This is a genomic window from Paraburkholderia lebeckiae, assembly GCF_050436325.1.
Taxonomy (GTDB): domain Bacteria; phylum Pseudomonadota; class Gammaproteobacteria; order Burkholderiales; family Burkholderiaceae; genus Paraburkholderia; species Paraburkholderia tuberum.
Genome location: NZ_JBNDLZ010000002.1, coordinates 2,010,389 through 2,034,591, shown reverse-complemented (window position 1 = coordinate 2,034,591; position 24,203 = coordinate 2,010,389). Strand labels below are relative to the sequence as shown.

The following is a 24,203-nucleotide window of genomic DNA, read 5'->3' as shown; positions in this document are numbered from 1 at the left end:
CGTAAAGGGAAGTGCAACGATGAAATTGCTTCGTTATGGGCCGAAAGGCCAGGAAAAGCCGGGCCTGCTCGACGCGCACGGCAAGATTCGCGATTTGTCGAAGGTGGTGGGCGATATCGACGGCGCTGTGCTCGGCGATGAAAGTCTCGCGAAACTGCGCGCGCTCGATCCGGCAACGCTCCCGGTCGTCGAAGGTAATCCGCGCGTTGGACCGTGCGTCGGCAAGATCGGTAAGTTCATCTGCATCGGCCTGAACTATGCGGATCACGCGGCGGAATCGAATCTGCCGGTACCGGCCGAACCGGTCATCTTCAACAAGTGGACGAGCGCGATCAGCGGCCCGAACGACGACATCGAAATCCCGCGCGGTTCGAAGAAGACCGACTGGGAAGTGGAACTCGGCGTCGTGATCGGCAAGGCGGCGAAGTATGTCGACGAAGCGAACGCGCTCGAGCACGTGGCCGGCTACTGCGTCATCAACGACGTGTCGGAGCGCGAATGGCAGATCGAGCGCGGCGGCACGTGGGACAAGGGCAAGGGCTTCGACACGTTCGGCCCGATCGGCCCGTGGGTCGTCACGCGCGACGAAGTCGCCGATCCGCAGAACCTTAGCCTGTGGCTCGAAGTGGACGGCCATCGCTACCAGAACGGCAGCACGAAGACGATGATCTTCAGTGTCGCGAAGCTGGTGTCGTATGTGTCGCAGTGCATGAGCCTGCAGCCGGGCGACGTTATCTCGACCGGCACGCCGCCGGGCGTCGGCATGGGCGTGAAGCCGAACCCGGTGTTTCTGAAGCCGGGCCAGACGGTGCGTCTGGGTATCGAAGGGCTGGGCGAGCAGACGCAGAAGACTTACGCGGCGGAGTAACGCTCTTTCGCTTTCCGTCATATCGCTGAGAAATGAAAGGCCGTTCCTGCTTCGCGCAGGAGCGGCTTTTTTCATGGCGTCCCGGCTTTAAGCCCCCGCCTCCTGCTCTCCGTTCTCCCCAATCCGATTCACGGTCCCCTGCGCGACCGCCACCAGCTTCTCGCGGTTCCCCTCCATCACGAACACACTGCACTGGCACGTCGCCTGATGCCTGCCCGCATAGACAACGCTAGCGCGCGCGATCAGCATGCCCTTCACTGCCGGGCGCAGATAATTGATCTTGTACTCACCGATCACGACTCTCGGACCCAACGACAGCGCGCCAGCGAACGTCAACGCATTGTCGGCCAGATAGCTGATGACGCCGCCATGTACGAAGCCATGCTGCTGCCGCAGTTCATCTCGAATCGGCAGACACAGGGTGAGCTCGTCGCTGCCGGCGTGCATCAACTCCGCGCCTAGCAGCATGCTGAACGGCTGGGCGTGCAGTGCGCCGCGCGCCCGGTCGAGTAGGTCGGTCATCGTGGTTCCTTCGTGCAGGGTCTGGGTAGTGCATCGGTGCAGCAGAGCATCCGCGCGGCGTGCGCCACGCGGTCCCTACCCACTCTAGGAAGCGCAGCTGAACTGCGCAAGGTGATTCCGCGCGACCAGCGGCGCATTGTTGCGCAAAACAACCGCAATCGCGACGATCGACGATGAAACCCGCACGTAGAGCGCTTTTTGCGGGAATTGGCCTCAAGCAGCCAATCGGCCTGCCGTTAACCCTGGTCTAACCCCCGTCATCCTTTGTTCCCAGGTGTCCACGATGTTCAGCAAGATCAAGGTCGCATCCGGCCTCCTATGTGTTCTGGCCGCGTTCTGCGTCTTCCAACTCGTCACGGTAGGGTTGGGCTTCTGGTCACTGACGCGGACGCACGACGATGTCGGCGATCTGTCGAACATCGCACTGAAGCAGGTCGAGGCGGTCAATCAGACCACGCAGCGCCTGATGGACGCGCGCATCAACCTGTCGCGTGCCGGCACGCGCATGGTGCGCGGGGGCACCGAGCCCACGGACATCGTGCAGCACGCTCGCGAACAGCTCGCCGCCGCCGATCAGTCTTTCGCGGCCTTCATGAGCGCGCAGAAGACCAGCGACGAAAACAGCGCGCGCGCCACCGCACTCGCCGAACGCTACAAGACGCTGCATGGCGCGCTCGCGGAACTCGCGCAGTATCTCGACTCGAACAATATCCAGGCCTTCCTCGATCAGCCGACGCAGTCGTTTCAGGACGCCTATCTGGCGGAAGTGCACAACTTCGGGCAATTCGGCGACGCCGCGAGCCGCGCGTCGCTCGATTCGATCGATGCGCGCGTGGCGGCGTTTCGCATCGTCAGCATGGTGATTTTGCTCGTGCTCGTCGCCGGCACGCTCGCCGTCTATACGGCGCTGCGCCGCGGCGTCGTGGCACCGCTCGAGGAAGCGGGCCGCCACTTCGAGCGCATCGCCCAAGGCCGTCTCGATCAACCGATCGCCGCACGCGGCAGCAACGAAATCGGCCGTCTGTTCTCGGGCCTCGCCACGATGCAGGCGAGCGTCGCACGCACCGTCAAGAGCGTGCGCGAATCGGCCGACTCGATCCATCTTGGCGCCAACGAAATCGCGACCGGCAACGCCGATCTGTCGGCGCGCACCGAAAACCAGGCGGCATCGCTCGAGGAAACGGCATCGAGCATGGAGGAACTCACAGCGACCGTGCGCCAGAACGCCGATCATGCGCGCGAAGCCAATGCGCTCGCCGAGACCGCGCTTGGCGCGACGTCACGCGGCAGTGAAGTCGTCAATCAGGTGGTCGACAAGATGCGCGGCATCGCGCAGAGCTCGGACAAGATCGCCGAGATCATCTCTGTGATCGACGGCATCGCATTCCAAACCAACATCCTCGCGCTGAATGCCGCCGTCGAGGCGGCGCGCGCGGGCGAACAGGGCCGCGGCTTCGCGGTCGTGGCCGGCGAAGTGCGCGGCCTCGCGCAACGCAGCGCGCAGTCGGCTAAGGAAATCAAGACGCTGATCAGCGAATCGGTCGCGGAGATTCAGGGCGGCTCGACGCTCGTCGAGCGCGCCGGCGAAGCGATGAGTCATGTGTCGGCGTCGATCTCGCGCGTCACGCAGATGATGGCCGAAATCAGCGCGTCGTCGCTCGAGCAGAGCACCGGCATCGAGCAGGTGAATCAGGCGGTCGTGCAGATGGACGAGATGACGCAGCAGAACGCGGCGCTCGTCGAGCAGGCCGCGGCGGCGGCGGCTTCGCTACATCAGCAAACCGAGCAATTGAAACAGGCCGTTTCCGTGTTCGAAATTTCTGAAAGTGTGTTGCGTATGCAACAGCGCGGAGCGATGTCCGTCGCAAACGCAGAATTCGCAATAACCGGAATGCATGCGCTTTAAGCGGCGACGCTTGAAAACGGACGCAGAAATAGAAAATGGCTCGCGTAAAGCGAGCCATTTGCATTAGACGCAAGCGCCTGTAGAGGCGCCTATCGTGACGTCCAGGTCTGTCTCAAAGTACCCGAAGGAACTTAGACCGGCTGGATGTTTGCAGCCTGCTTGCCCTTCGGGCCTTGCTTGACTTCGAACGACACTTTCTGGTTTTCCTGCAGGGACTTGAAGCCCGAAGACTGGATTTCCGAGAAGTGCGCAAACAGGTCTTCGCCGCCGTCGTCCGGGGTGATGAAGCCAAAGCCCTTTGCATCGTTAAACCACTTAACAGTACCTGTTGCCATTTTTGATCCAAATAAATGTTGTGTATTGCATCGCGACCGCAATCGCTCCAATGCGAGAGCGAGCGCGAGGGGAGAGTTGTATCACGTCTTTATGACAGACGCCAATCAACCTGCGTCCGGGTATTCCCCGGTTTTGATGTTTTTTCGCGCTTTGAGAACGTCTGACGATAACTTTTTTGCGCCAGGGTTTACCAGCGGCATAAAATTTCTCCCGCGACCCGGCGGCGGGCATTCGTCCGTGCGTGCCGCACTTTATTGAGACGATCAAGCGTTGAACTTGATCTATCACTGGCCAAATTCGGCTAAGTTCGCGCTCGCAATTCGGCGTCCGCAGGCAGCGCCGCGTAGGCGGTGGCCAGATGATAAGGCGTCGTTGACGGCATGTCCGTACGTGCAATTTCGCCGCTCGACGTCTTGCATTCGAACCAGCCGTGTTCATGCAAAAAGCATCGCCGGAAACGTGCGATCTGTTGCGGCAGCGCCGCGCGCACGGCCGGATCGTCGTGACTGGCAAGCGCGCGCAGATATTCCGTCTGCGCCCAGATCCGCTGGGTCGCGTCGGTGACGTTGCCAGCCTCGTCGAGGGATGCGCACACGCCGCCGTTGTCCGGGTCCACGCCATGCTGCTGCGCGAAGGTGAAGGCGCGCGCCAGCGCTTCGGTTAGCCCCGTGTCGTCGAACAGCGCGCCCGCCTGCCTGACCAGCCAGTACCACTCGAACTGATGTCCCGGCTCCAGACGGTTGCCGCTCGTGCCGATCGGCAATTCGGCGATACAGCCGCTCGGCGCATGCACGAAGTGTCGCGCGACCGCGACAGCGAGGCGGCGCAACGCGGCGCCGAAGACGTTGTCGCGCGTCGCCTCGCAGGCGGCGAGCCACGCTTCGGTCAGGTGCATCAGCGGATTCTGCAACGGCGTCGCGGTGACCTTCGAAAAGTCGACGTTGAGCGCGGCGTTGAACAGATCGCCGTCGGCCGCGAAGTTCGACTGGATCAGCGCGGTCGTGTTGTGCACGAGCTTGAGCGCATCGAGGTTGTCGGAGCGCCGCGCGTATTCCGCGCACGCGAACATGACGAACGCATGCGTGTAGAGGTCCTTGGTCGTGTCGAGCGGCACGCCGAGCGCGTCGACGCTGTAGAACCATCCGCCGTGGTCGGTGTCCCGAAAGGTGTGCGTCAGCGAATCGAACAGCACGCGCGCGTGTTCCATGTCGCCCGCTTGCGCAAACGTGAACAACTGGCGCGCGCACGCCATCGCCCGGTAGCGTTGCGCGGGCAGCGGCTCGCCTCCGGTGGCGTCGAGCGCTTCGTAGGGCAGCTGCAACGCGTGGTTGAAGCCGGACCCCCGCCACATCGGCAGCACCACGTTCGCGAAGTGCTCGCGCAGCGCGGTCGCGACGGTGGTCGTCGAAGCAGGGGGAGGGGTCGTGCTTGGCATGGTCGGTTGGTTCGGGCGCGCAACGTGCGCAGTGTATCGAGGCAGCGTTCAGGGCGGCGGTTCAGGATTCCGCTCGCCGAGACTGCTGCGGTGTGCGGCCTAGCATAAAGCAAACGCCTCGCGCTGACAGCTTGGGTCAAGCATCCGAAATGCTCGACGCCTACGCGGGGCGACAGACGCATCAGGCGCGGAAGATGCACGAGCCGCATGGAATGCGTAACGCGAGGCGCGCTGAGCTGCTGCCGCCGCTCATTTCGGATAGGGAGGAACAAAGATGCCCGGTGATCTCGAACTTATCTCCCGTCTCGTGCTGGCAGCGGTGCTCGGGAGCACGTGATACTCGATCCGTCGCGGACGGCCGCCCAGGTCGTGTCGGGCATCGGCTTTCCAGGGGCGGGCTCGATCCTGCTGCGCGGCGAGATCGTGCGCGGGCTCACGAGCGCGGCGAGCCTGTGGTCGGTCGCGGCGTCGGACTGGCGATCGGTGGCGGCATGTATACGGCGTCGATTGCGGCGACCATCATCGTCCTGATCATCCTCGCCGGCATCAAGCCGCACGAGCGGCGCTTCATCCGCGGCCACGCAGCGGCGTCAGCTGACGATGCTGGTCGAGCGCGGAACGCTGACGTTCCATTCGCTGGACGACGAACTCGGCACCGCGAGTCCGCGCGTCAAGCAATTCGTGATGCAGTAAAGCGACGATGCGAACGAGTGCGACGAAGTGATCGTCACGCTGCATCGCGTGTCGATTCCGGAATACGAGTCGATCTGCGCTCGCCTTTGGCAATTGCAGGGCGTGCGGGAGTCCCGGAGCGACGACGCGAGGTCGTGAAAGGCGTGGGGCACGAAAGGGCGCAAAATCGTCGGGTAATGGCTTCGGCGCGGGCGGAGCGCCATGCGACAATGCTGGCTCTAAATATTCCAATGGCAATGACAAGCGGCATCCGGCGCCCCGTTCCTGGCGACGACCGCTTTTTCCTCTATGGCAGAATCCGCAGCATCCCCGCAGTCCATGTCCCGGCGCGTCGCTTCGAAGAAGCAGCGCCAGGGCGCCGTCTCCACCGAAACCGAAAACAAGCTGGCGCGCGCGGCGCGCTCGGCGCAACGCCTCGCGCAACTGAGCGGCGTCGCGCGCGACGACAGCACGCTCGACCTGTTCCCCGACGATCCGACCCGCGCGACGCTCGAGGCGATGAACATCGACGTCCGCCAAGGCACGCTGCACGGCTTCGAACTGCCGGACGTGGTGCTGCAGGCGGTCGGCGCATTCGATGAACATGGATCGCTCGACAAAACTGCGCGCCGCGCACCGCGTGCGGCGAAGCTGGATGCGTCGATGCCGGTGAACGGGCAGTTGAGCGGGTTTGACGTCGGGCCGGCGGTGGCGGTTGCGGATGCGTCCGCAAACGAGCCGGCGAACGGCGGCCCCGACGACGCAGCGCCGAACGCCGCAGCAAACACCGACGACAAGCCCGCGGCAACGTCGCGTGAGCCATCCGCGCCGCTCAGCTCGGCGATGGCCGCCGCGACCGTCGCGCGCAGCGTGACCGCGTTGCGCCAGGCGGCCGAAGCGGAGTCGGCTGCGACGGCGGGCGCGGGCAAGCCACAGCAGCGTTTCGCCGCGACGTTCGCGAAAGCCGCGACGGCTTCGCTTGCAACGTCCGCTGCGACCGACGGCAGTAGCATGAGCCAGTCCGCCGACGAGCCCGCGACGCGTACGCAACCCGCCTCGCCAGAGGCCGTGACCACGAGACAGGACGACAAGCTCTCCGCCACCGCGCCGTTGACGACACCCCGGTCCCCGTCCGCAGACAACCATGCCGGATTCGCCACTTCCTCGCGTGACGCGCGCCGCACCGACGCGGCCGCCGCCGCGCTACGCTCAGAGCCGGAACTCGACCACGCGCGTGCCACCGCGTTCGCCGATACGGTCGATGCGCTCTATGGCGTGATCGCCGATCAACGCCGCGCCGCGACCGATCATTCGCGGCGCGTGAAATGGATGCTGTCGATCGTGGTCGGTGCGCTGCTGGTGACGGTGGCTATCGGCATCGCGCAGACGCTGCTGTTGATGCGCCTCACGCGCGAGACGACGGCGCAGCAACACCGCATCGAACAGATGATGCAGAACCAGCAAGCGGCGATGGTGAGCCTGATCGACGCGCATACGGCGACAGCGAACGCCGCGTCGGCGCCTGCGGCCACGACCCCCACCGCAGCGCCCGTCCAGCCCAGCGTTACGCCGACGCGCGCGAGGCACGCTCGCGCTTCGCACGGGCGCCCGCCGGGTCATTAAACGGGGACGTTGTCGCGATGCAACGCCTCCCGGCCCAATGACATCGCGACTGCCCGCCGCAGCGAAAATTTGCTGCATTGCACTAGCTTTTCCCTAGGGGAAACCCCTATAATCATTACTAAGGGAAAACCCTAGCAATGCAGTCACTAACCGGGAGTCGCCATGAGCTACATCTTTGCACTGTTCCAAAAGGTCAGCGACCTCTTTGCGTCGCCCCATCTGCCGCTGGATTCGGACTACTCGTACGCAGCACGTGCCCGTGAAGCAGAGCGTCTGCGCCGCGCGCAGGCCACGCTGTTCGGCATCAAGCTGACGGACTAAAAACCAGCCGCACCTCCCCGAGCGCGCGACAACGCGCCGGGGCGCGCACCTCGAGTGCGCTTCTCATTGAGCCATTATTCGCGAAATGCGGATCGTGGCTTTTTGTTTTTCGGGGCTCTCTTGTCGCAATGCACCATTGCACGACGAGACAGACGTATCAGCGCCAGGCCTCCATATCTGTCCGACTCCTTGCGAAATATTTCGGGGCCGAAATGAATGTAACCAGCTTTCACGCCGATTCAGCGAGTCGAATGAAAGCATTGCCCGTAAGTCTTTGTTGAATGAAGCGCAAAAGCGAAACCGCGCTTCCATCATCAAGCCCCATCTATGAAATGCTCGCTTACAAGTGCTAACGTCTTCATGCGATCCGGGCCGCTAAAGTGAGTCTCAAGCGTACGGCGTCTGGTTCGGCTCACAAGCGAAGCGAACGAAGCGAATCGCACGGTCCGAACAAACACGGACGCTGGCCTGGAATAAAACTTTGACGGGAGGTCATTATGAAAAACTTTGGCAAGGCATCGCGCTCGCTGATCGCAACGCTGCTTGCGGGCGGCGCACTCGTCGCGGCTGGTAGCGCATTCGCGCAGGACCGCGTGATCGTCGAACACGGTCCGGCGCCAGTCGTGTACGGGCAACCGCATATGATGCCGGTGGGCGTGTCGATCAACATCGGCTGGCACGGCGATCGTTACTGGGACGGCCACCGCTACTGGGAGCACGACGAGTGGATGCGCCATCATCCGCACGACTACGATCCGCACCACCGCGGCGGCGATCGCAACGATCACCGCCCGCCGACCTCGCGCTACTAAAGCGCGCCTGACGGCGCCGCAACAGGCGGCGTGAGTCCACGAAGCCGGTCTTTCCTCGAGGGGAAGGCCGGCTTCGTCGCAATTGGGCGTGCGAGTCCGACCGTGGTATTGCGCGTGCTGCGCTATGCTTCGGGACTTTCATCGACGGCAGCGGGAGCGCGCGTGGGCAAGACGACACAGGATGTAGCGATAGGGGTGGTGGGCACGGGACTGATGGGCGTCGGCATTGCGACGCAGGCCGCGTTGCATGGATACCGCACGATCGTTCACGACGTTGATCCGGCGCGACTCGCGAGCGTCGCGCCGAAAGCGCAAGCCGTGCTCGACGAACTGATCGACGCGGGCCGTATCGACGATGCTGCCAAACAGGCGGCGCTCGCGCGCATCGAAACCAATGCGCAACTCGATGCGATCGGGCAAGCGCGCTTCGTGATCGAGGCGATTCCCGAAGTGCTCGAACTCAAACACCGCCTCTACGCGACGCTGACCAGCCTGCTCGCCGATGATGCGATCCTCGCCAGCAACACCAGCGGCTTCCCGCCCGACCAGCTTGCCACCCCGCTGTGCGCGAAAGAACGCTTCGTGATCGCGCATTTCTGGAACCCGCCGCACATGATTCCGCTCGTCGAGGTCGTGCCGGGCACCGAGACCGCACCCGAAGTCGTGCAGCAAACCACCGGACTGATGAGCGCGATCGGCATGGAGCCGGTCGTGCTCGCGAAGGCGATTCCGGGCTTCGTCGGTAATCGGCTGCAGTTCGCGGTGCTGCGCGAGGCATTGCATATCGTGCGTTCGGGAGCGGCAACACCCGAAGTCGTCGATCGCGTGATGAAAGCTTCGCTGGGACGTCGCTGGGGCATCGTCGGACCATTCGAGGGCGCGGACATGGGGGGACTCGACACGTTCGTCGACATCGCGTCGCATCTGATGCCGCAACTCGCGAAAGACGAGGACGTGATCGATCTGCTGCGCGCGCAGGTCGACGCTGGGCGTGTCGGCGTGCGCAGCGGCGCGGGTTTTCATGACTGGGATGAAGCGCGCATCTCGCGGGTAAAGGAAGGGCGCAAGCGCGTGATCGCGCGCGGCTAGTGCGGTATAAATAGCCGTTCCGTGCCCGCTACTCCGCCGCTTTTCGCGCAAACTGCCACACGCGTCGCAAGCGAACCTAAGTCAACTCCAAGCCAACCCCAAGCCACTCCATGTCTCACTACTTCTACGACCCCGCCGCCGGTCACGGCCTGCCGCACGATCCTTTCAAGGCGATCGTCGCGCCGCGGCTGATCGGCTGGATTTCGTCGCGCAATGCCGAAGGCACGCTCAATCTCGCGCCATACAGCTTTTTCGGCGCGTTCGCGACCTTTCCGCCGATCATCGGTTTTAGCAGCGAGGGCCGCAAGGACAGCCTCGCCAACATCGAGGCGACCGGCGAATTCGTGTGGAATCTCGCCACCCGGCCGCTCGCCGAGCAGATGAACCGCTCGTCGGCGCCGGTCGCGCCGCACATCGACGAGTTCGCACTGGCCGGGCTCACGCCCGCGCCGGGCCGCAACGTCGCCGTGCCGCACGTGGCCGAATCGCCGGCCGCGCTCGAATGCAAGCTGCTGCAGATCGTGCGTCTGCATGACGTCGATGGCAAGCCGATGGACAACTATCTGTCGCTCGGCCAGGTGGTCGGCGTGCACATCGACGAGGCCTATCTGAAGAACGGCCTGTTCGACACGCACGCCGCGCAGCCGATCATGCGCGCGGGTTATCGCGCCGACTATGCGCAGATCGGCGAGATGTTCCAGATGATCCGGCCAACGGCCTGAACTCGCCCTCATCAGCTTCCGCTGATTAGCTCCACTGGCCTGCTCGATGCTCGCAACCGCCGCTCCACCGCGCCGGTATCGATGCCGGCGCGGTGCCAGCTTCGACGCCGTGGCGTGACGGAACGGTTTGATGGAGCGGCGGATCGTTCAGGGTGTCACCGGCGGCGGTTTGCGTGGGGACTGCGCGGACGTTTTTGCCGCGGAGTCGCTGTTGTCGCTCCTGCCGCCGCTCTCGCCCACGGGCGCATCCACTTCCACCTCGACAACAGAGGCCGCGACCGGCGCGGCCGCCGTGACTTCCGCCGCGGTCGCCGCGGGCACCGGCTGGATCGGGCGCGCACGCGAGTTGACGAGCACCGCGCGCGGTTCATTGTCGTAAATCACGGCCCGCACGCGCGGATAAATGTGCCGCTCCCAGCGACGTCCGCTGAACACGCCGTAGTGGCCGACGCCCGTTTGCACGTGATGCGTCTTCAGATACGGCCGCAGACGATCGCACATGTCCTGCGCGGCGAGCGTCTGACCGACTGCGCAGATATCGTCCTTTTCACCTTCCACGGTCAGCAATGCGGTGCGGCGAATCTTCGACGGCTCCACCAGACGCCCCTCGACTTCGAGCGCGCGTAACGGCAGCGCATGCTGCTGGAACACGGTGTCGACGGTCTCCAGGTAGAAGTCGGCGGTCAGATCCATCGTCGCGAAGTACTCTTCGTAGAACGTGCGAATCGTGTCGGCTTTCTGCGGATCGCCCTTGCCGCGCTCGTAGTACATCGTTTCGAACGAGTCGGCGTGGCGGCCCGGATTCATCGCCATGAACGCTCCCAGCTGCACGAAACCCGGATACACGCGACGCTGCGCGCCGGCGAAGCCGAACGGCACCGCGCTGATCAGGTTGCGCTCAAACCACTCGATCGGCCGGCTCCTGGCCAGTTCATTGACGCGTGTCGGATTGATGCGCGTGTCGATCGGGCCGGCCATCAGCGTGATGCTGGCCGGCTGCGCGGGATGGTCGTCGGCGGCCATCAGCGCGACGGCGGCGAGCGCCGCGACGGTCGGTTGACAGACCGCGAGCAGATGCGTGCCGGACCCGATCGTCGCGGTGAAGTCGATCACGTGGCGCACGAATTCATCGAAGCCGAAGCGGCCTTCGCCGAGCGGCACGTCGCGCGGGTTGTGCCAGTCGGTGATATAGACGTCGTGCTCGGTCAGCATCGTGCGCACGGTTGCGCGCAGCAGTGTCGCGAAGTGGCCCGACATTGGCGCGATCATCAGCACGCGCGGCTGCGGCGTTGAAAGCACGGCGTCCTTGCGAAAATGCAGCAGCGAGCAGAACGGCGTGCGCGCGACGACTTCCTCGACCACCGCGACCGGCTCGCCTTCGGTGACGACGCTGTCGATGCCGAACGGCGGCCGCTTCGGCGTGAGTCCGCCGAGCATCAGAAGTTCGCACGTCGCGCGCAGCGAGCGTCCGTGCGACGTCTGAGCGAATGCCGACCATGCATCGAGCGAACGGTTCGCCAGCGCCGCGCCGTGCCGCAGCGGTAGCAGCAGGTCGGCGCAAGCCTGATAGGCGGGATAGGCGAACAGATTCATACTTTCGAATGCGCCAGAAAGACCGGAACTCAAAATAAAAGCAAGTGATGCGCCAGGCGCTGGCGCGCGTTGCCCCCTGTATAGCGTCATGTCTGCGTGCGTCGGCATATCCCTTGCGTGCGTAGGCGAAATGGGCCGGCCTTGCCGCGCTTTGGTGCGCGCGCGCACCGCGGCGTGCATGGGTGCAGGCGCGCGCGGCGCAATGCCCGATCTGGAGGACATACGGATGGGAAATACTACGCTTACGATAAGCAGCAGGAATTATTCGTCCTGGTCTCTGCGGGGCTGGCTGCTGACGAAGTTCAGCGGCTTGCCGTTCGAGGAAATCGTGGTGCCGATCGACGACCCCGCGACGCGCGCCGAACTACTGCTGCTGTCGCCGTCGATTCTGGTGCCATGCCTCGTGCACGACGGCGTCAAGGTCTGGGACACGCTGGCGATCGCCGAATTTCTGAACGAGCTGAAGCCGCAAGCCGCGCTGTTGCCGCACGAGATCCGCGCTCGTGCGCATTGCCGCTCTATCTGCGGCGAGATGCATTCGGGGTTTGCGTCGTTGCGCTCGGCCCTGCCGATGAACCTGAAGGCGCATTTCCCGGGCTTCAAGGTATGGGCGCGCGCGCAATCGGATATCGAGCGGATCGTGACGATCTGGCGTGAATGTCTGAAGGAGTACGGCGGCCCGTTCCTGTTCGGCGAGCGGACCGCCGCGGACGCGATGTACGCACCGGTGGTTACGCGTTTCGTGACCTATGACGTGCAACTCGATCCGGATATCGTCGAATACGGGCAGCGCATCATGGCGCTGCCCGAAATGCGCGAGTGGATCGCGCTCGCGCGTCAGGAGGTCGAGGAGATCGATGAACTGGACGTCGAGTTCTGAGCGCGGCGGCCGCCGTCCGCCGCCGTCCGCATCAAGCGGATCCGTCAGCCGCGCTCGCCTTCGAGCTTGAACACGCTAACCAGCTGCGCGAGCCGCGCAGCCTGCTCGCGCAACTCGGCCGCCGCGGCTTCCGCATCGACCACGATCGTCGCATTCTGCTGCGTCGCCTCGCCGATCTGCGTGACCGCCAGGTTGACCTGCTCGATGCCGCCCGACTGCTCGCGCGATGCGACATTGATCTCGCTCATGATCGCGCGGACCTGACCGACCTGAGTGACGATCCCCTGCATCGTCGCGCTCGCTTCTTCGGCGATGCGAAAACCGCTTTTCACGTTCGCGCTCGACGCCGCGATCACCCCCTCGATCTCCTTCACCGCCGCCGCGCTGCGCTGCGCGAGCGCGCGCACTTCCGACGCGACGACCGCGAAGCCCTTGCCGTGCTCGCCCGCGCGCGCCGCTTCGACGGCCGCGTTCAGCGCGAGGATGTTGGTCTGGAAGGCGATGCCCTCGATCACCGTCGTGATCTCGGCGATCTTCTGCGACGAGCGGCCGATCTCGGACATCGTCGACACCACGCGCTCGACCGCGCGGCCGCCTTCGAGCGCGGCGTCGGCGGCGTGGGTGACGAGGGTGTTCGCTTCGGTCGCGTGATCGGCATTCTGCTGCACGGTCGACGTGATCTGCTCCATGCTCGCCGCGGTTTCTTCGAGGCTGCTCGCCTGGGTCGCGATGCGCATCGCGATGTTGCCGCTGCCGCTGGCGATCTTCTCGGTGCCCGCCGACATGTCGGCCGACGCGTTGCGCACCTGCGCGACGATGCGCGCGAGGCCTTCGCCGATGCCGTCGATCGCCAGCATCAGGCGGCCGATCTCGTCGGCGCGCGCGCGGCCGTGCTGCGCGACGCGCACGCTCAGATCGCCCGCGGCGAGACGCTCCGACGCACGCGCGGCTTCGTCGAGCGGACGGCTGACGAGCCGCCGCACCGCAACGAGGAACACGATCGCGAACAGGCCGACCAGCGCGAGGCCGAGCAGCAGGAAGGCGTTGCGGGTGCGCACGACGTCGGCCATCACTTCGTCGCGCGGCGCGACGCCGCCGACGAGCCACTGCCATTCCGGCACCGTGACGAACGACACGAACTTGTCGCGCGCGTCGCTCTCGCCGAGCGTCGCGTCGGCCGAGCGGTAGTCGAGCTCGCCCTGCTTCATGTCGAGCATGCGCTGATACGGCGCGTTGGCGTCGTCGGCTTTCTGGCCCGCGGCGGCCGGATGCACGAGCAGCTTGCCGCGCTCCGCGCCGCTCGACGCGTCGAGCACGAAGTAGTAGCCGCTCGCGCCGATCTTCAGCGCCTGGATGCCGTCCTGGACCGACTGGATCTCCTTGTCCACGTCGACGCCGACGAACAGCGCGCCGATCACGCGGCCGCTCGCGTCGGCGATCGGCCGGTACTGCGTGATCATGCGCTTGCCGAACAGCATGGCGAGGCCGGTGTACGAGCGGCTCGCGAGCAGCGGCGCATACGCCGGCCCCTTGCGGTCGAGCAGTGTGCCGACCGCTCGGGTGCCGTCCTGCTTCTTCAGCGAGGTGGTCACGCGCACGAAGTCGTCGCCGCTGCGCGCAAACACGGTCGCGACCGCGCCGCTGCGTTCGAGGAACTGGTCGGGAATCGTGAAGTCGAGATTCAGCACCTTGCCGCCGGCCTTGAAAGTCGGCGTCGCGGTGCTCCCGATGTCGACTTTCTGCGTGTCGTCGAGCGAAAAGTCGGTGGGCAGGAAGCTCGCGAACAGCGCCATCGACCGATCGACTTCGGCCGACAGCGCCTTGTCGAACAGCTCGATCATCGCGGCGATCGAGCGGTCTTTTTCGGCGATGCGGGCGAGCACCTGGTCGCGGACCTGGTCGCCGACGGCGCGTGCGAGCGCCCACGCGAAGGTGCTGAAAATCAACGCGACCAGCACGCACGAGAGCACGGCAAGCCGCGCGCCGACGCTGGCGCGGCGCAAGAAGAGAGAGTTCATGGGCAGGCGTGAAAAAGGGGACAGGCGACGCGCGTCGGGCATGGCCGCGAACAGCATCGATTTACTGGTTTACGGCTCGGGAGACGGCGGCTTTAGGGCGACTGAAAGCCGCTCGTAATATGCTGAAAGGGGCCACAAAAAACGGGCCCCGAAAAAGGGACGAGCCGGAATGCGGAAGGTGTTGCTGCGTTGCTCAGCGCACCCGATCGACGGTTCGGCCGGGCGCGCTTCGCCACGTCCGCAGCAACAACGCATTGGTGACGACGCTGACGCTCGAAAACGCCATCGCCGCGCCCGCGAGCATCGGATTCAGCAAGCCGAAGGCGGCCAGCGGAATGCCGACCAGGTTGTAGACGAATGCCCAGAACAGGTTCTGCTGGATCTTGCGCCACGTTCTGCGCGAGATGTCGATCGCGTCGGCGACGAGCGCCGGATCGCCGCGCATCAGCGTGATGCCGGCGGCGTGCATGGCGACGTCGGTGCCGCTCGCCATCGCGATGCCGATGTCGGCGGCGGCGAGCGCGGGCGCGTCGTTGATGCCGTCGCCCGCCATCGCGACGATGCCGGCGTGGCGCATCTTCAGGTCGCGGATCACGCGGGCCTTGTCGTCGGGCAGCACCTCGGCGTGGAATTCGTCGATGCCGAGCGCCCGCGCGACGCTTGCCGCACTGCCGCGATTGTCGCCAGTCACGAGCACGCTGCGGATGCCCATCTGCGCGAGCCGCGCGACGGCCGCGCGCGCGGTCGGTTTCACCGTGTCGCCGAACGCGATCAGCGCGAGCGTTTCGGGGGCGTGAGGCGCGCGGGTCATCAGCCACGACACCGTGTTGCCCTCCGCTTCGAGTTCCTGCGCGCGCGCGGCAAGCGCGGTCGGCAGCGCGATGTCGAGCTCGCGCAGCCAGCGCGTGCTGCCGAGGGCGAGCGTGCGGCCGTCGACGTCGGCTTCGACGCCCCGGCCGGCGACGGCGCGAGCGGCGGTGGCGCTTGGCCCGCCCTCGTGTTCGCCGGCCATTTGCCCGAGTTGAGCCTCGTGCGCGCGCATCACCGCCCGCGCGAGAGGATGATCGCTATGCCGCTGCACCGCCGCCGCGAGCGCGAGCGCTTGGTCGCGGCTCAAGCCGCCAACCGGCTCGAACGCCGTTACCGATGGTTGGCCGAGCGTCAGCGTGCCGGTTTTGTCGAACGCGACGATCGACACGCGATGCGCGATTTCCAGCGCTTCCGCGTCCTTGATCAGCACGCCGTGGCGCGCGGCGACGCCAGTGCCGGCCATGATCGCGGCGGGCGTCGCGAGGCCGAGCGCGCACGGGCAGGCGATCACCAACACCGCGACCGCGTTCAGGATCGCGGTTTCCGCGCCCGCACCGGCGAGCAGCCAGCCGATCAGCGTCAGCGCGGCGAGCGCGAGAATCGTCGGCACGAAGACTTCGCTGACGCGGTCGACGAGCCGCTGGATCGGCGCCTTCTCGGCCTGCGCGCTTTCGACGAGCCGGATGATGCGCGCGAGCGTCGTCTCCGCGCCGATCGCGGTGGTCGTCACCACGAGCGCGCCTTCGCCGTTGATCGAGCCGGCCGTGACGGCGTCGCCGGTCTGCTTCGGCACCGGCAGGCTTTCGCCGGTGATCAGCGCTTCGTCGATATGCGTGCGGCCTTCGTGCACCGCGCCGTCGACCGGTACGCGCTCGCCCGGCCGCACGATCACGACGGTGCCGACCCGCACCTGCGCGAGCGGCACCTCGCGTTCGCCGGCGCCGTCGCGGATGCGCGCGCGCTCGGGGCGCAGCGCGTTGAGCGCGCGGATCGCGTCGGTGGTCTGGCGCTTGGCGCGCGCCTCGAGCCACTTGCCGAAGCGCACCAGCGTGATCACGACCGCCGATGCCTCGAAGTACAGATGCATCGTGTCGCCCGGATGCATCGCGAGTTCGTAGACGCTGATGCCGTACGCCGCCGATGTGCCCAGCGCGACCAGCAGGTCCATGTTGCCCGCGCCCGCGCGCACCGCGCGCCAGGCTGCGCGATAGAAGCGCGCGCCGAATATGAACTGCACGATCGACGCGAGCACGAATTGCAGCCAGGCTGGCAGCATCGCGTGGAGGCCGAACCATTCACCGAACATCGGTGCGACTAGCGGCAGCGTCAGCAGCGCGGACGCAACGACGCTCGCGAGGTCGCGGCGGGTTTGAATCCGCTTGCGGTCGACGACGGGGGCGTGGGTCGTGTCGAGGATGTCGCGTTCGTCGCCGGACGCGGCGATAGCTGCCGTTGTCTCGGCTGGAGCGGCAGCAGCGGGCGGCGCGCTCAACGTCGCTTCGTAGCCAGCTTTCCTGACGGCTGCGAGCAGCGCGCCGGTATCGGCGGATGCGCTGCCTTGCGGATGAACGGTGGCGGTTTCGGTCGCCAGATTGACCGACGCGCGCGTGACCCCAGACACCTTCGCGAGCGCTTTTTCGACGCGCAACGCGCAGGCTGCGCAGGTCATGCCGCCGATCTCCAGTTCAATGGTTCCCGGGGTGGCGGCGGGTGTCGCGGTTTGCGTCGCGCTTGGCGCGGCAAGCTCGGCGTTCGCGACCGGCGTCGCTTCGTATCCGGCCTTGCGCACGGCATCGGCCAGTTGCTGAGGCCCGAGCGTCGCGTCGCTTTCCACGCGGGCGCGCTCGGTCGCGAGATTCACCGACGCACGCGCCACTCCCGGCAGCTTGGTCAGTGCTTTTTCGACGCGGCTCGCGCACGACGCGCAAGTCATCCCGCCGATGTCGAGTTCGACGACGCGCGTGGGCGAAGAAGAAGCAGTAGCGGCAGCGTCGGCGGGGCGCTGCGGGTTGGCAAGTGCGGTCATGGCAGGCTAGGCTCGTGGCGGCATCGGGCCGCATCGTGAATCCAGTATCGACCTTCCCATGACGGGAAGGTCAAGGCCGGATTATGCGGCCGCCGTCAGAACGCCGGCGGCGCATCGAGCATCGCCTGTCCCACCGCCTTCTGTTGATCGCCGTCGCGCGCGAGCAGCGTTTGCGCGGCGCCGCGCCGGTCTTCGGCCGCCTTGTTCTGCCCGAGCTTCCATTTGCCGACGAGCCGCGTTACCTCGATCTCGATACCGACGATCGCGCCGAGCATCTGCGCGATGTAGTCGGCGGGCGCGTCGCCCATCTTCCATGGCACCGGCTCGCCGGCCTCCATCTCGCGCGTGAGTCGCGCGACGAGACCGCGCACGAACGATTCATCGTCATGCACCACGATCCTGCCATGTGCATGCACGACCATATAGTTGTAGGTCGGTACCTGCTTGGGTGTTTCGTGTTTGCTCGGATACCAGCTCGGGGAAATATAGGCGGTCGGCCCCTGGAAGATCACGAGCGCTTCGGGATGGGTCGCGGCTTCCTGCCAGACGGGGTTCGCCCGCGCGACGTGCGCGCGCAGCACCAGACGTGACGAATCCGCCGCATCCGCCTGCGCCTCGAACGGCAGATGATTCGCATCGAGCCCGTTGGGGCCGTGCGTAATCAGCGCTGCGAACGGGTGCTCGGCGATCAGGCGGTGAAGAACCTCTGAACGGTTCTCTTCGAAATGGGCGGGCATGTACATTGAAGTATTCCGAATGCAGGACGACGAAAGAGTGGAGGCGAACGGCCAAGCTGGCGGTTCGACGAATCCGCGAATCGAAAAAGCGTGGCGCGCTCGCGCGAGCCGTTGGCGCGGGAACATAATGTGGCGGCGACGCCGATTGTCACATCGGTGACGCGCCTGCGCGCTGTCAGCCGCAATTCCGTGCTTTGTGCTTGCCTGGCTAGCAAGGATACGATACAACGCGATGTTGTCGGAATCGCAATCCGCGGACTCGCTGCGCAGTGTTTCGGGAGAACTGCGCATGCACCAGGCGCTGCACACCGGCATCCCCCATAGGACCGCACGTTCCGCACTCTGAACGAATGATAAAAAATCTCCGAGAACTGTTTTTGCTTCAACGAACCTGCGCGTCGCTCGCGGGTCTCGCACTGCTGGCCAGCTGTGCGTCGACCCCCACCGCGACGCAACAACGCACCGGCTGGATCAAGGACGAAGTCGCCGACTCCTACGTATTCGGCTATCCGCTCGTGCTGATGAGTGCCGCGCGCGATGCGGCGGTCGGCACCGAGCCGGGTCAGGCGCCTTTCAATACGCTGCGTCACGCGCAGGCGCTGCCGCCGATCGGCGCGACCAATCCGTCGCAGCCGAGCCTCGACACGCTCGGCTCGACTGGCTGGCTCGACCTTGCCGCCGAGCCGGTGATCCTGGCGCTACCTGATTCGCATGGCCGTTACGTCGATGCGCGGGTGCTCGACATGTGGACCAACGTCGCGTGGTCGACCGGGCCGCAGTTCGCCGCGGGCACGGGCACCGCGAAGGGCTTGCGCGCGCAGACGATCGCGTTCGTCGCACCGGGCTGGAAGGGCGAGCTGCCGAAGGGCGCACAGCGCGTCGAAGTGCCGACGCGCAACGCATGGATCAGCGTGCGCATCCAGTCGAACGGCGCGCGCGATCTGAACGCGGTGCGCAAGCTGCAGCACGCGATCCGTCTGGAGCCGCTGAGCGTGTTCGTCGGCGACGCGGAGCCGGCGGTGCCGCCGCGCGGTTACGCAAGCGGCGTCGCGGGCCCGAGCGGCACGCCGGCGCAGCAGGTCGCCGCGCTCGACGCGAGCGGCTTCTTCGGCCGTCTCGCCGTTGCGTTGCCTGACAATCCGCCGACACCGGCCGATCCGCACGCGCTCAAATTTCTCGCCGACCTCGGCGTGACGCCGGGCGATCCTGTGAAGCTGCCGAAGTCATCCGATGCGCTCGCGGCCGGTCTCGCCGACGGTCGCGATCGCGTCGCGACGCCGCCGTCGAATCTGCTGAGCGCGAACGGCTGGAGCTGGTTCGGCGATACCGTCGGCAACTACGGTCCCGACTATGGATTGCGGGCGTATGCGGCGAGCACACAGTTGGGCCTCGGTACGAAGGACGACGAAGTACGCGCGTTCGTCACGCAGGACAGCGACGGCAACGCGCTGAACGGCGCGAATCGCTATGTGATCCACTTCGCGGCGAACCAGCTGCCGCCGGTGCGCGGTTTCTGGACGATCACCGCGTATACGAAGGATGGCGCGCTGAGCGAGAACGCGCCGGCGCGGCTCGCGGTTGGCGATCGCAATGGCGCGCGCCGCAATCGCGATGGTTCGCTCGACGTGGTCGTGTCGTCGACGCGCAGCCGGACCGGTAACTGGCTGCCCGCACCGCGCGCGGACATGCAACTGGTGCTACGCCTGTATGCGCCGAAGCCGCACGCCACCGACGGCAGCTGGCAGCCGCCGCCGGTAGTGCGGCAATGATGTGAACGGCGCGCGGACAAACCGCGCGCCGTCCGGTTTCGTTTTCTAACGCTCGCGAAAATCTCGTTCGCGGGAAAGCCAGTCAGTCAGCAGCACGAATCGTCAAGGCGGGCCTGACATTCCTGTCTAACCATTGATTCACGCCTTATACTGCCGCTTGCGGGATCTCTGTTTTTCGCGGCGGGCTTGCCGCCGCATTCCTCCACATCGAGCATGGCAAGCCTCAATAAAGAATCGTTAGCCTCCTCCATACAGACCGTGCGCGCAGTCGCGCAGTCGCGCCGTACGCGACGGATTCTCGTCGGTCTGCTGATCTTCGTCGTCGTGTTCGGCCTGCTCGGCTTTTTCGCAGCGCCGCCGCTGATTCGCCACATCGCGAGCCAGCAACTGAGCAAGCAGCTCGACCGGCCGGCGTCGATCGGCCGCATCGCGCTCAATCCGTACACACTGCGTTTCGAGGCCGACAACGTGCACATCGGCGAGCGCGGCGGCGCGGGCGACTTCGTCGATATTTCGCGGCTCATCGTGAAGCCCTCGTGGAGTTCGCTGTTTCGCGGCGCGCCCATCGTCGACGAAGTGCAGGTCGATTCGCCGCGCTTTCATATCGTTCGCCTCGATGCGCAGCACTTCAATTTCAGCGACCTGATCGAGAAATTCGCGAATCAGCCGGCAAAACCGAATAGCAAGCCGACGCAGTTCTCCGTCTCAAACATTCGCGTCGAAAATGGCCAGATCAGGTTCGACGACCGGCTGCTCGGCACGAGCCACGTGATCGATCAATGGAAGCTCGGCATTCCGTTCATCGCGACGCTGCCATCGAAGACCGATATCTTCGTCGAGCCGCTGCTGCGCGCGCGCATCGACGGTGATAGTCAGCTCGCGATCGACGGCAGGACCAAGCCGTTCGCGGCATCGCGCGAGTCGGAAGTGTCGCTGCGCTTCGACGAGCTCGACGTGCCGAAGCTGGTGTCTTACGCGCCGTCGAAGCTGCCGGTGATCGTGCAGTCGGGCAAGCTGTCCACCGACCTGAAGCTGAACTTCGAGATGTCGAACGACACGCCGTCGCTGCGCGTCGCCGGCACCGTCGATCTGAACGACGTCAACGTGCAGAATCAGGGCAAGGCGCCGTTTTTCGCGGCGCGCGCCGTGCATGTGGCGGCGGCATCGCTCGAACCGTTGAAGAGCATCTATCACTTCGACGATATTCGCATCGACGCGCCGAGCGCGAGCCTCGCGCGCGACAAGGACGGCGTATTGAGCGTCGAGCATATGTTCGCGCCCGCGCCGGACAAAACCGCGGCAAAGGAAACCGCGGACGCGAATGCCAACGCCAAAACCGCCGCCGCCGAAAAGGCGGCCCCGCCGTTCGACGTCGCGATCAAACGTTTCACACTCAACGACGGCACCGTGAACGTACACGACGAAGCCGTGTCGCATCCGGTAGAAGCCGGGCTGCAAAACCTCGCGGTTACGCTGACCGATTTCTCGACGCTCGCGTCGACGCCAGCGCACTACACGCTGAACACGAACCTGAAGAACATTGGCGGTTCGCTCGCCGCCGATGGCACGGTCGGCCTCGCGGCGAAGACGGCGAGCGCGAAGCTCGATCTGAAGTCGCTGAAGCTGCCGCCGTTGCAGCCCTATCTGGATACCGCGACGTCCGCGCAGGTGCTGGACGGTGCGTTGTCCGCGACGACGAATATCGACGCGAACTGGTCGAAGTCGCCGATGGCACTGACGGTCGCGGACACGCAGCTGGACATGCAGGCGGTGAAGCTCGCGGCGCGCGGCGGCAAGACGCCGATAATCTCGCTCGCGCAGGGCAACGTGGTAGTCAAACAGGTCGACGTCGCGGCGCGCACGGCCGACGTGACGAGCGTAGACGTAACCGGTCTCGCGGTAGACGCGCAGCGCCTGAAGGACGGCACCATCAATCTGAATGCGCTCGCGGGGGCGCATCAACAGGCGACGGAGCGCACGGCGATCCACGCGGCGAAACAGGCGCACGCCGAAGGCCCCGCATGGCGCTACAAGATCGCCGAATTGACACTCAAAGACGCGACCGCCGATTTCACCGACAACACGACGCCGCAGCCGGTCAAACTGAGCTTTACGCCGGTGCAGCTGAAGGTGCAGAAGATCAGCGACGACCTGAGCCGTCCGCTGCCGGTAGACCTGCAAGCGACGTTGAACAAGAAGGGCACGCTTGCCGTGAAAGGCGACGTGACCGCGACGCCGCTGAAGCTGGCTGTCAAGATCAACGCGAACCGGCTCGACGCGGCCGCGTTCGAGCCGTACTTCGGCAACAAGCTGAACGCGGCGGTCGCGAGCGCGCTGCTGAACGCGAACGGGGATCTCGCGGTCGCGCAGGCGAAGTCGCTGAAAGCGAACTATCACGGCGACATGGCGCTCGTCGACGTGCGCATGCTTGACAAGGCGACGTCGAACCCGTTCGCGGGCTGGGGCTCGCTCGCGCTGTCGAACCTGAAGGCCGATTACGACGAGCACGGCACCGTGGTCGACGCAAGCCGCGTGACGTTCTCGAAGTTCTATGGGCGCGTGCTGCTCGACGCGCAAGGTAAGCTGAACCTGAATGATGTGGTCGCGCACGAGGGCGGTACGGCGCAGTCGCTGACGCGCGACAAGAGCGGCTCGCACCCGATTCCGCTGACGCCCGAGGCGGTGTCCGAGGCAGTCGCGGCGTCGGCGCCGGTCGCGGCATCTGCCGCAACGCCCGACAAGCCTGCCGCCACGGCCGTCGCCAGTGCCACGGCCGCGAGGCCGCCAGCAAACCCGGTCAAGATGCACTTCGGGCAACTGGTGTTGCAGCAGGGCCGCGTGACCTATACCGACAACTTCGTCAAGCCGAACTACACGGCGAACCTTGTCGCCATTCAGGGCACGATCGGCGCGTTCGGTACGGAATCGACGACGCCCGCGCCGGTCGACGTGGCCGCGAAGCTCGCGGCCAACGGTCCGCTGACGATCCGCGGCACCATCAATCCGTTGATCGCGAAACCGGCGCTCGATCTGACCGCGAGCGCGCACGACATCGAGCTGACCAACCTGACGCCGTATTCGGCGAAATACGCGGGCTATCCGATCACGAAGGGCAAGCTCAACGTCGATCTGCATTACAAGCTCGAGAACGACCAGCTGAACGCGAACAATCACCTGTTCATCGATCAACTCACGTTCGGCGATCACATCGACAACAACACCGCGACCAAACTGCCGGTGCGTTTCGCCATCTCGCTGCTGAAGAACTCGCGCGGCGAGATCGACGTGAACCTGCCAGTGTCGGGCTCGTTGTCGAACCCCGAGTTCAGCATCGGCGGGCTGATCTGGCATGCGGTGCTCAATCTGCTCGAAAAGGCGGTGACCGCGCCGTTCTCGCTGATCGCGCACGCGTTCGGCGGCAATGGTGAGGACCTCGGTTACGTTGAATTCGAGGCCGGCTCGGCGACGCTTACCGATGCCGACAAGCAGAAACTCGACACGATCGTGAAGGCACTCACCGACAAGCCGTCGATCCGCATGGACCTGATCGGACGCGTCGATCCGAAGGTCGACGAGCCGGCGCTGCGCACGCAGTACGTCGATCAGATGGTCAAGCGGCAGAAGATCAGGGATACGGTGGGTAATGGTGAGAGCGTCGATCCATCGACGGTCACGATCGATCAGAAAGACTACGACAAATATCTGACCAAGGCCTACAAGTCCTCCGACTTCAAGAAGCCGCACAACTTCATCGGCATGACGAAGACGCTGCCCGACGACGACATGAAGGGCGCGCTCGCGGCCAACGCACCGATCGACGACGCGAGCTTGCGGCAACTCGCGCAGCGGCGCGCGCAGAGTGTGCAGCAGTACCTGCAAGGCAAGATCGACAGCAGCCGCGTGTTTATCGTCGCGCCGAAGATGAATGCCGACGACATCAAGGACAAGGGTGCAACGACGCGGGTCGATTTCGGCTTGAAGTAACGGAGGAGTCGCGGCGCACGAGCCGTGGCGTTCGGCGAGCCGATAAAAAAAGCCCGACCTGAGGTCGGGCTTCAAAGTCG

The 24,203-nt window shown here is 65.2% G+C and carries 17 protein-coding genes and 1 pseudogene; 11 read left to right on the top strand and 7 right to left on the bottom strand.

Features of this window, described 5'->3' with window-relative positions:
- Window positions 1–19: 19 nt before the first annotated feature.
- Window positions 20–868 carry an ureidoglycolate lyase gene (locus OKW44_RS12475; RefSeq protein WP_018424085.1) on the top strand — a complete coding sequence of 283 codons (849 nt, stop codon included), beginning with the start codon at window positions 20–22 and terminating at the stop codon, window positions 866–868.
- 87 nt (window positions 869–955) lie between these two features.
- Here the strand turns inward: OKW44_RS12475 and OKW44_RS12470 are convergent, their stop codons facing one another.
- Complete coding sequence (locus tag OKW44_RS12470; RefSeq protein ID WP_018424086.1) at window positions 956–1,390, bottom strand: PaaI family thioesterase; 435 nt, start codon at window positions 1,388–1,390, stop codon at window positions 956–958.
- A 283-nt stretch (window positions 1,391–1,673) separates the two neighbouring features.
- Here OKW44_RS12470 and OKW44_RS12465 point away from each other — a divergent pair, with 283 nt between their 5' ends.
- Window positions 1,674–3,296, top strand: coding sequence for a methyl-accepting chemotaxis protein (locus tag OKW44_RS12465; protein ID WP_018424087.1), 1,623 nt, complete (start codon window positions 1,674–1,676; stop codon window positions 3,294–3,296).
- A gap of 131 nt (window positions 3,297–3,427) precedes the next feature.
- Here OKW44_RS12465 and OKW44_RS12460 read toward each other — a convergent pair whose 3' ends face one another.
- Window positions 3,428–3,631, bottom strand: a complete 204-nt coding sequence (locus tag OKW44_RS12460) for a cold-shock protein (RefSeq protein ID WP_018424088.1) — start codon at window positions 3,629–3,631, stop codon at window positions 3,428–3,430.
- Between the two features lie 302 nt (window positions 3,632–3,933).
- A complete protein-coding gene (locus OKW44_RS12455) occupies window positions 3,934–5,067 on the bottom strand; it encodes an AGE family epimerase/isomerase (protein WP_018424089.1) in 1,134 nt (377 codons plus the stop codon).
- 324 nt (window positions 5,068–5,391) lie between these two features.
- Here OKW44_RS12455 and OKW44_RS12450 point away from each other — a divergent pair.
- The 6 genes and pseudogenes from OKW44_RS12450 to OKW44_RS12425 form a co-directional block, all read left to right on the top strand.
- A pseudogene (locus OKW44_RS12450) lies at window positions 5,392–5,898 on the top strand (MgtC/SapB family protein); the annotation flags it as partial.
- A gap of 150 nt (window positions 5,899–6,048) precedes the next feature.
- Window positions 6,049–7,362 carry a hypothetical protein gene (locus OKW44_RS12445; protein ID WP_026226455.1) on the top strand — a complete coding sequence of 438 codons (1,314 nt, stop codon included), beginning with the start codon at window positions 6,049–6,051 and terminating at the stop codon, window positions 7,360–7,362.
- A 162-nt stretch (window positions 7,363–7,524) separates the two neighbouring features.
- A complete protein-coding gene (locus OKW44_RS12440) occupies window positions 7,525–7,683 on the top strand; it encodes a hypothetical protein (RefSeq protein WP_018424094.1) in 159 nt (52 codons plus the stop codon).
- Window positions 7,684–8,180: 497 nt separating this feature from the next.
- Entirely contained in the window at window positions 8,181–8,495 is a 315-nt protein-coding gene (locus tag OKW44_RS12435) for a hypothetical protein (protein ID WP_018424095.1), read from the top strand.
- Between the two features lie 213 nt (window positions 8,496–8,708).
- The gene (locus OKW44_RS12430) at window positions 8,709–9,584 is read left to right on the top strand and encodes a 3-hydroxyacyl-CoA dehydrogenase family protein (RefSeq protein WP_018424096.1); all 876 of its coding nucleotides are present in this window, start codon (window positions 8,709–8,711) and stop codon (window positions 9,582–9,584) included.
- 110 nt (window positions 9,585–9,694) lie between these two features.
- Window positions 9,695–10,306 (top strand): flavin reductase family protein, encoded by a 612-nt coding sequence (locus OKW44_RS12425; protein WP_018424097.1) that lies wholly within the window; start codon window positions 9,695–9,697, stop codon window positions 10,304–10,306.
- A 147-nt stretch (window positions 10,307–10,453) separates the two neighbouring features.
- On the opposite strand, the gene OKW44_RS12420 is transcribed toward OKW44_RS12425, so the two are convergent.
- Window positions 10,454–11,899 (bottom strand): polyhydroxyalkanoate depolymerase, encoded by a 1,446-nt coding sequence (locus tag OKW44_RS12420; protein WP_018424098.1) that lies wholly within the window; start codon window positions 11,897–11,899, stop codon window positions 10,454–10,456.
- Window positions 11,900–12,125: 226 nt separating this feature from the next.
- On the opposite strand from OKW44_RS12420, the gene OKW44_RS12415 reads away from it, so the two are divergent.
- Window positions 12,126–12,779, top strand: a complete 654-nt coding sequence (locus tag OKW44_RS12415) for a glutathione S-transferase family protein (RefSeq protein WP_026226457.1) — start codon at window positions 12,126–12,128, stop codon at window positions 12,777–12,779.
- Between the two features lie 44 nt (window positions 12,780–12,823).
- Here OKW44_RS12415 and OKW44_RS12410 read toward each other — a convergent pair whose 3' ends face one another.
- The 3 genes from OKW44_RS12410 to OKW44_RS12400 all read right to left on the bottom strand — a co-directional run bounded on the left by OKW44_RS12410 (window position 12,824) and on the right by OKW44_RS12400 (window position 18,376).
- Window positions 12,824–14,797, bottom strand: a complete 1,974-nt coding sequence (locus OKW44_RS12410; RefSeq protein WP_026226458.1) for a methyl-accepting chemotaxis protein — start codon at window positions 14,795–14,797, stop codon at window positions 12,824–12,826.
- 193 nt (window positions 14,798–14,990) lie between these two features.
- The gene (locus OKW44_RS12405; protein ID WP_018424101.1) at window positions 14,991–17,633 is read right to left on the bottom strand and encodes a heavy metal translocating P-type ATPase; all 2,643 of its coding nucleotides are present in this window, start codon (window positions 17,631–17,633) and stop codon (window positions 14,991–14,993) included.
- 95 nt (window positions 17,634–17,728) lie between these two features.
- Window positions 17,729–18,376: an FMN-binding negative transcriptional regulator gene (locus OKW44_RS12400; protein WP_018424102.1), complete on the bottom strand. Its 648-nt coding sequence runs from the start codon at window positions 18,374–18,376 to the stop codon at window positions 17,729–17,731.
- A gap of 344 nt (window positions 18,377–18,720) precedes the next feature.
- Between OKW44_RS12400 and OKW44_RS12395 the strand changes: the two genes are divergently transcribed.
- The gene (locus tag OKW44_RS12395) at window positions 18,721–20,139 is read left to right on the top strand and encodes a DUF1254 domain-containing protein (RefSeq protein WP_026226459.1); all 1,419 of its coding nucleotides are present in this window, start codon (window positions 18,721–18,723) and stop codon (window positions 20,137–20,139) included.
- Between the two features lie 213 nt (window positions 20,140–20,352).
- On the top strand, window positions 20,353–24,123 hold the full coding sequence (locus OKW44_RS12390; protein WP_026226460.1) for a DUF748 domain-containing protein: 3,771 nt from the start codon (window positions 20,353–20,355) through the stop codon (window positions 24,121–24,123).
- The last annotated feature ends 80 nt before the right edge of the window (window positions 24,124–24,203 follow it).

Coding starts and splice junctions, on each gene's coding strand:
- OKW44_RS12390 (WP_026226460.1), top strand. CDS start 20,353: ATGGCAAGCCTCAATAAAGAATCGTTAGCCTCCTCCATACAGACCGTG.
- OKW44_RS12445 (WP_026226455.1), top strand. CDS start 6,049: ATGGCAGAATCCGCAGCATCCCCGCAGTCCATGTCCCGGCGCGTCGCT.
- OKW44_RS12455 (WP_018424089.1), bottom strand. CDS start 5,067: ATGCCAAGCACGACCCCTCCCCCTGCTTCGACGACCACCGTCGCGACC.
- OKW44_RS12395 (WP_026226459.1), top strand. CDS start 18,721: ATGATAAAAAATCTCCGAGAACTGTTTTTGCTTCAACGAACCTGCGCG.
- OKW44_RS12435 (WP_018424095.1), top strand. CDS start 8,181: ATGAAAAACTTTGGCAAGGCATCGCGCTCGCTGATCGCAACGCTGCTT.
- OKW44_RS12425 (WP_018424097.1), top strand. CDS start 9,695: ATGTCTCACTACTTCTACGACCCCGCCGCCGGTCACGGCCTGCCGCAC.
- OKW44_RS12420 (WP_018424098.1), bottom strand. CDS start 11,899: ATGAATCTGTTCGCCTATCCCGCCTATCAGGCTTGCGCCGACCTGCTG.
- OKW44_RS12405 (WP_018424101.1), bottom strand. CDS start 17,633: ATGACCGCACTTGCCAACCCGCAGCGCCCCGCCGACGCTGCCGCTACT.
- OKW44_RS12465 (WP_018424087.1), top strand. CDS start 1,674: ATGTTCAGCAAGATCAAGGTCGCATCCGGCCTCCTATGTGTTCTGGCC.
- OKW44_RS12440 (WP_018424094.1), top strand. CDS start 7,525: ATGAGCTACATCTTTGCACTGTTCCAAAAGGTCAGCGACCTCTTTGCG.
- OKW44_RS12475 (WP_018424085.1), top strand. CDS start 20: ATGAAATTGCTTCGTTATGGGCCGAAAGGCCAGGAAAAGCCGGGCCTG.
- OKW44_RS12430 (WP_018424096.1), top strand. CDS start 8,709: ATGGGCGTCGGCATTGCGACGCAGGCCGCGTTGCATGGATACCGCACG.
- OKW44_RS12400 (WP_018424102.1), bottom strand. CDS start 18,376: ATGTACATGCCCGCCCATTTCGAAGAGAACCGTTCAGAGGTTCTTCAC.
- OKW44_RS12460 (WP_018424088.1), bottom strand. CDS start 3,631: ATGGCAACAGGTACTGTTAAGTGGTTTAACGATGCAAAGGGCTTTGGC.
- OKW44_RS12415 (WP_026226457.1), top strand. CDS start 12,126: ATGGGAAATACTACGCTTACGATAAGCAGCAGGAATTATTCGTCCTGG.
- OKW44_RS12470 (WP_018424086.1), bottom strand. CDS start 1,390: ATGACCGACCTACTCGACCGGGCGCGCGGCGCACTGCACGCCCAGCCG.
- OKW44_RS12410 (WP_026226458.1), bottom strand. CDS start 14,797: ATGAACTCTCTCTTCTTGCGCCGCGCCAGCGTCGGCGCGCGGCTTGCC.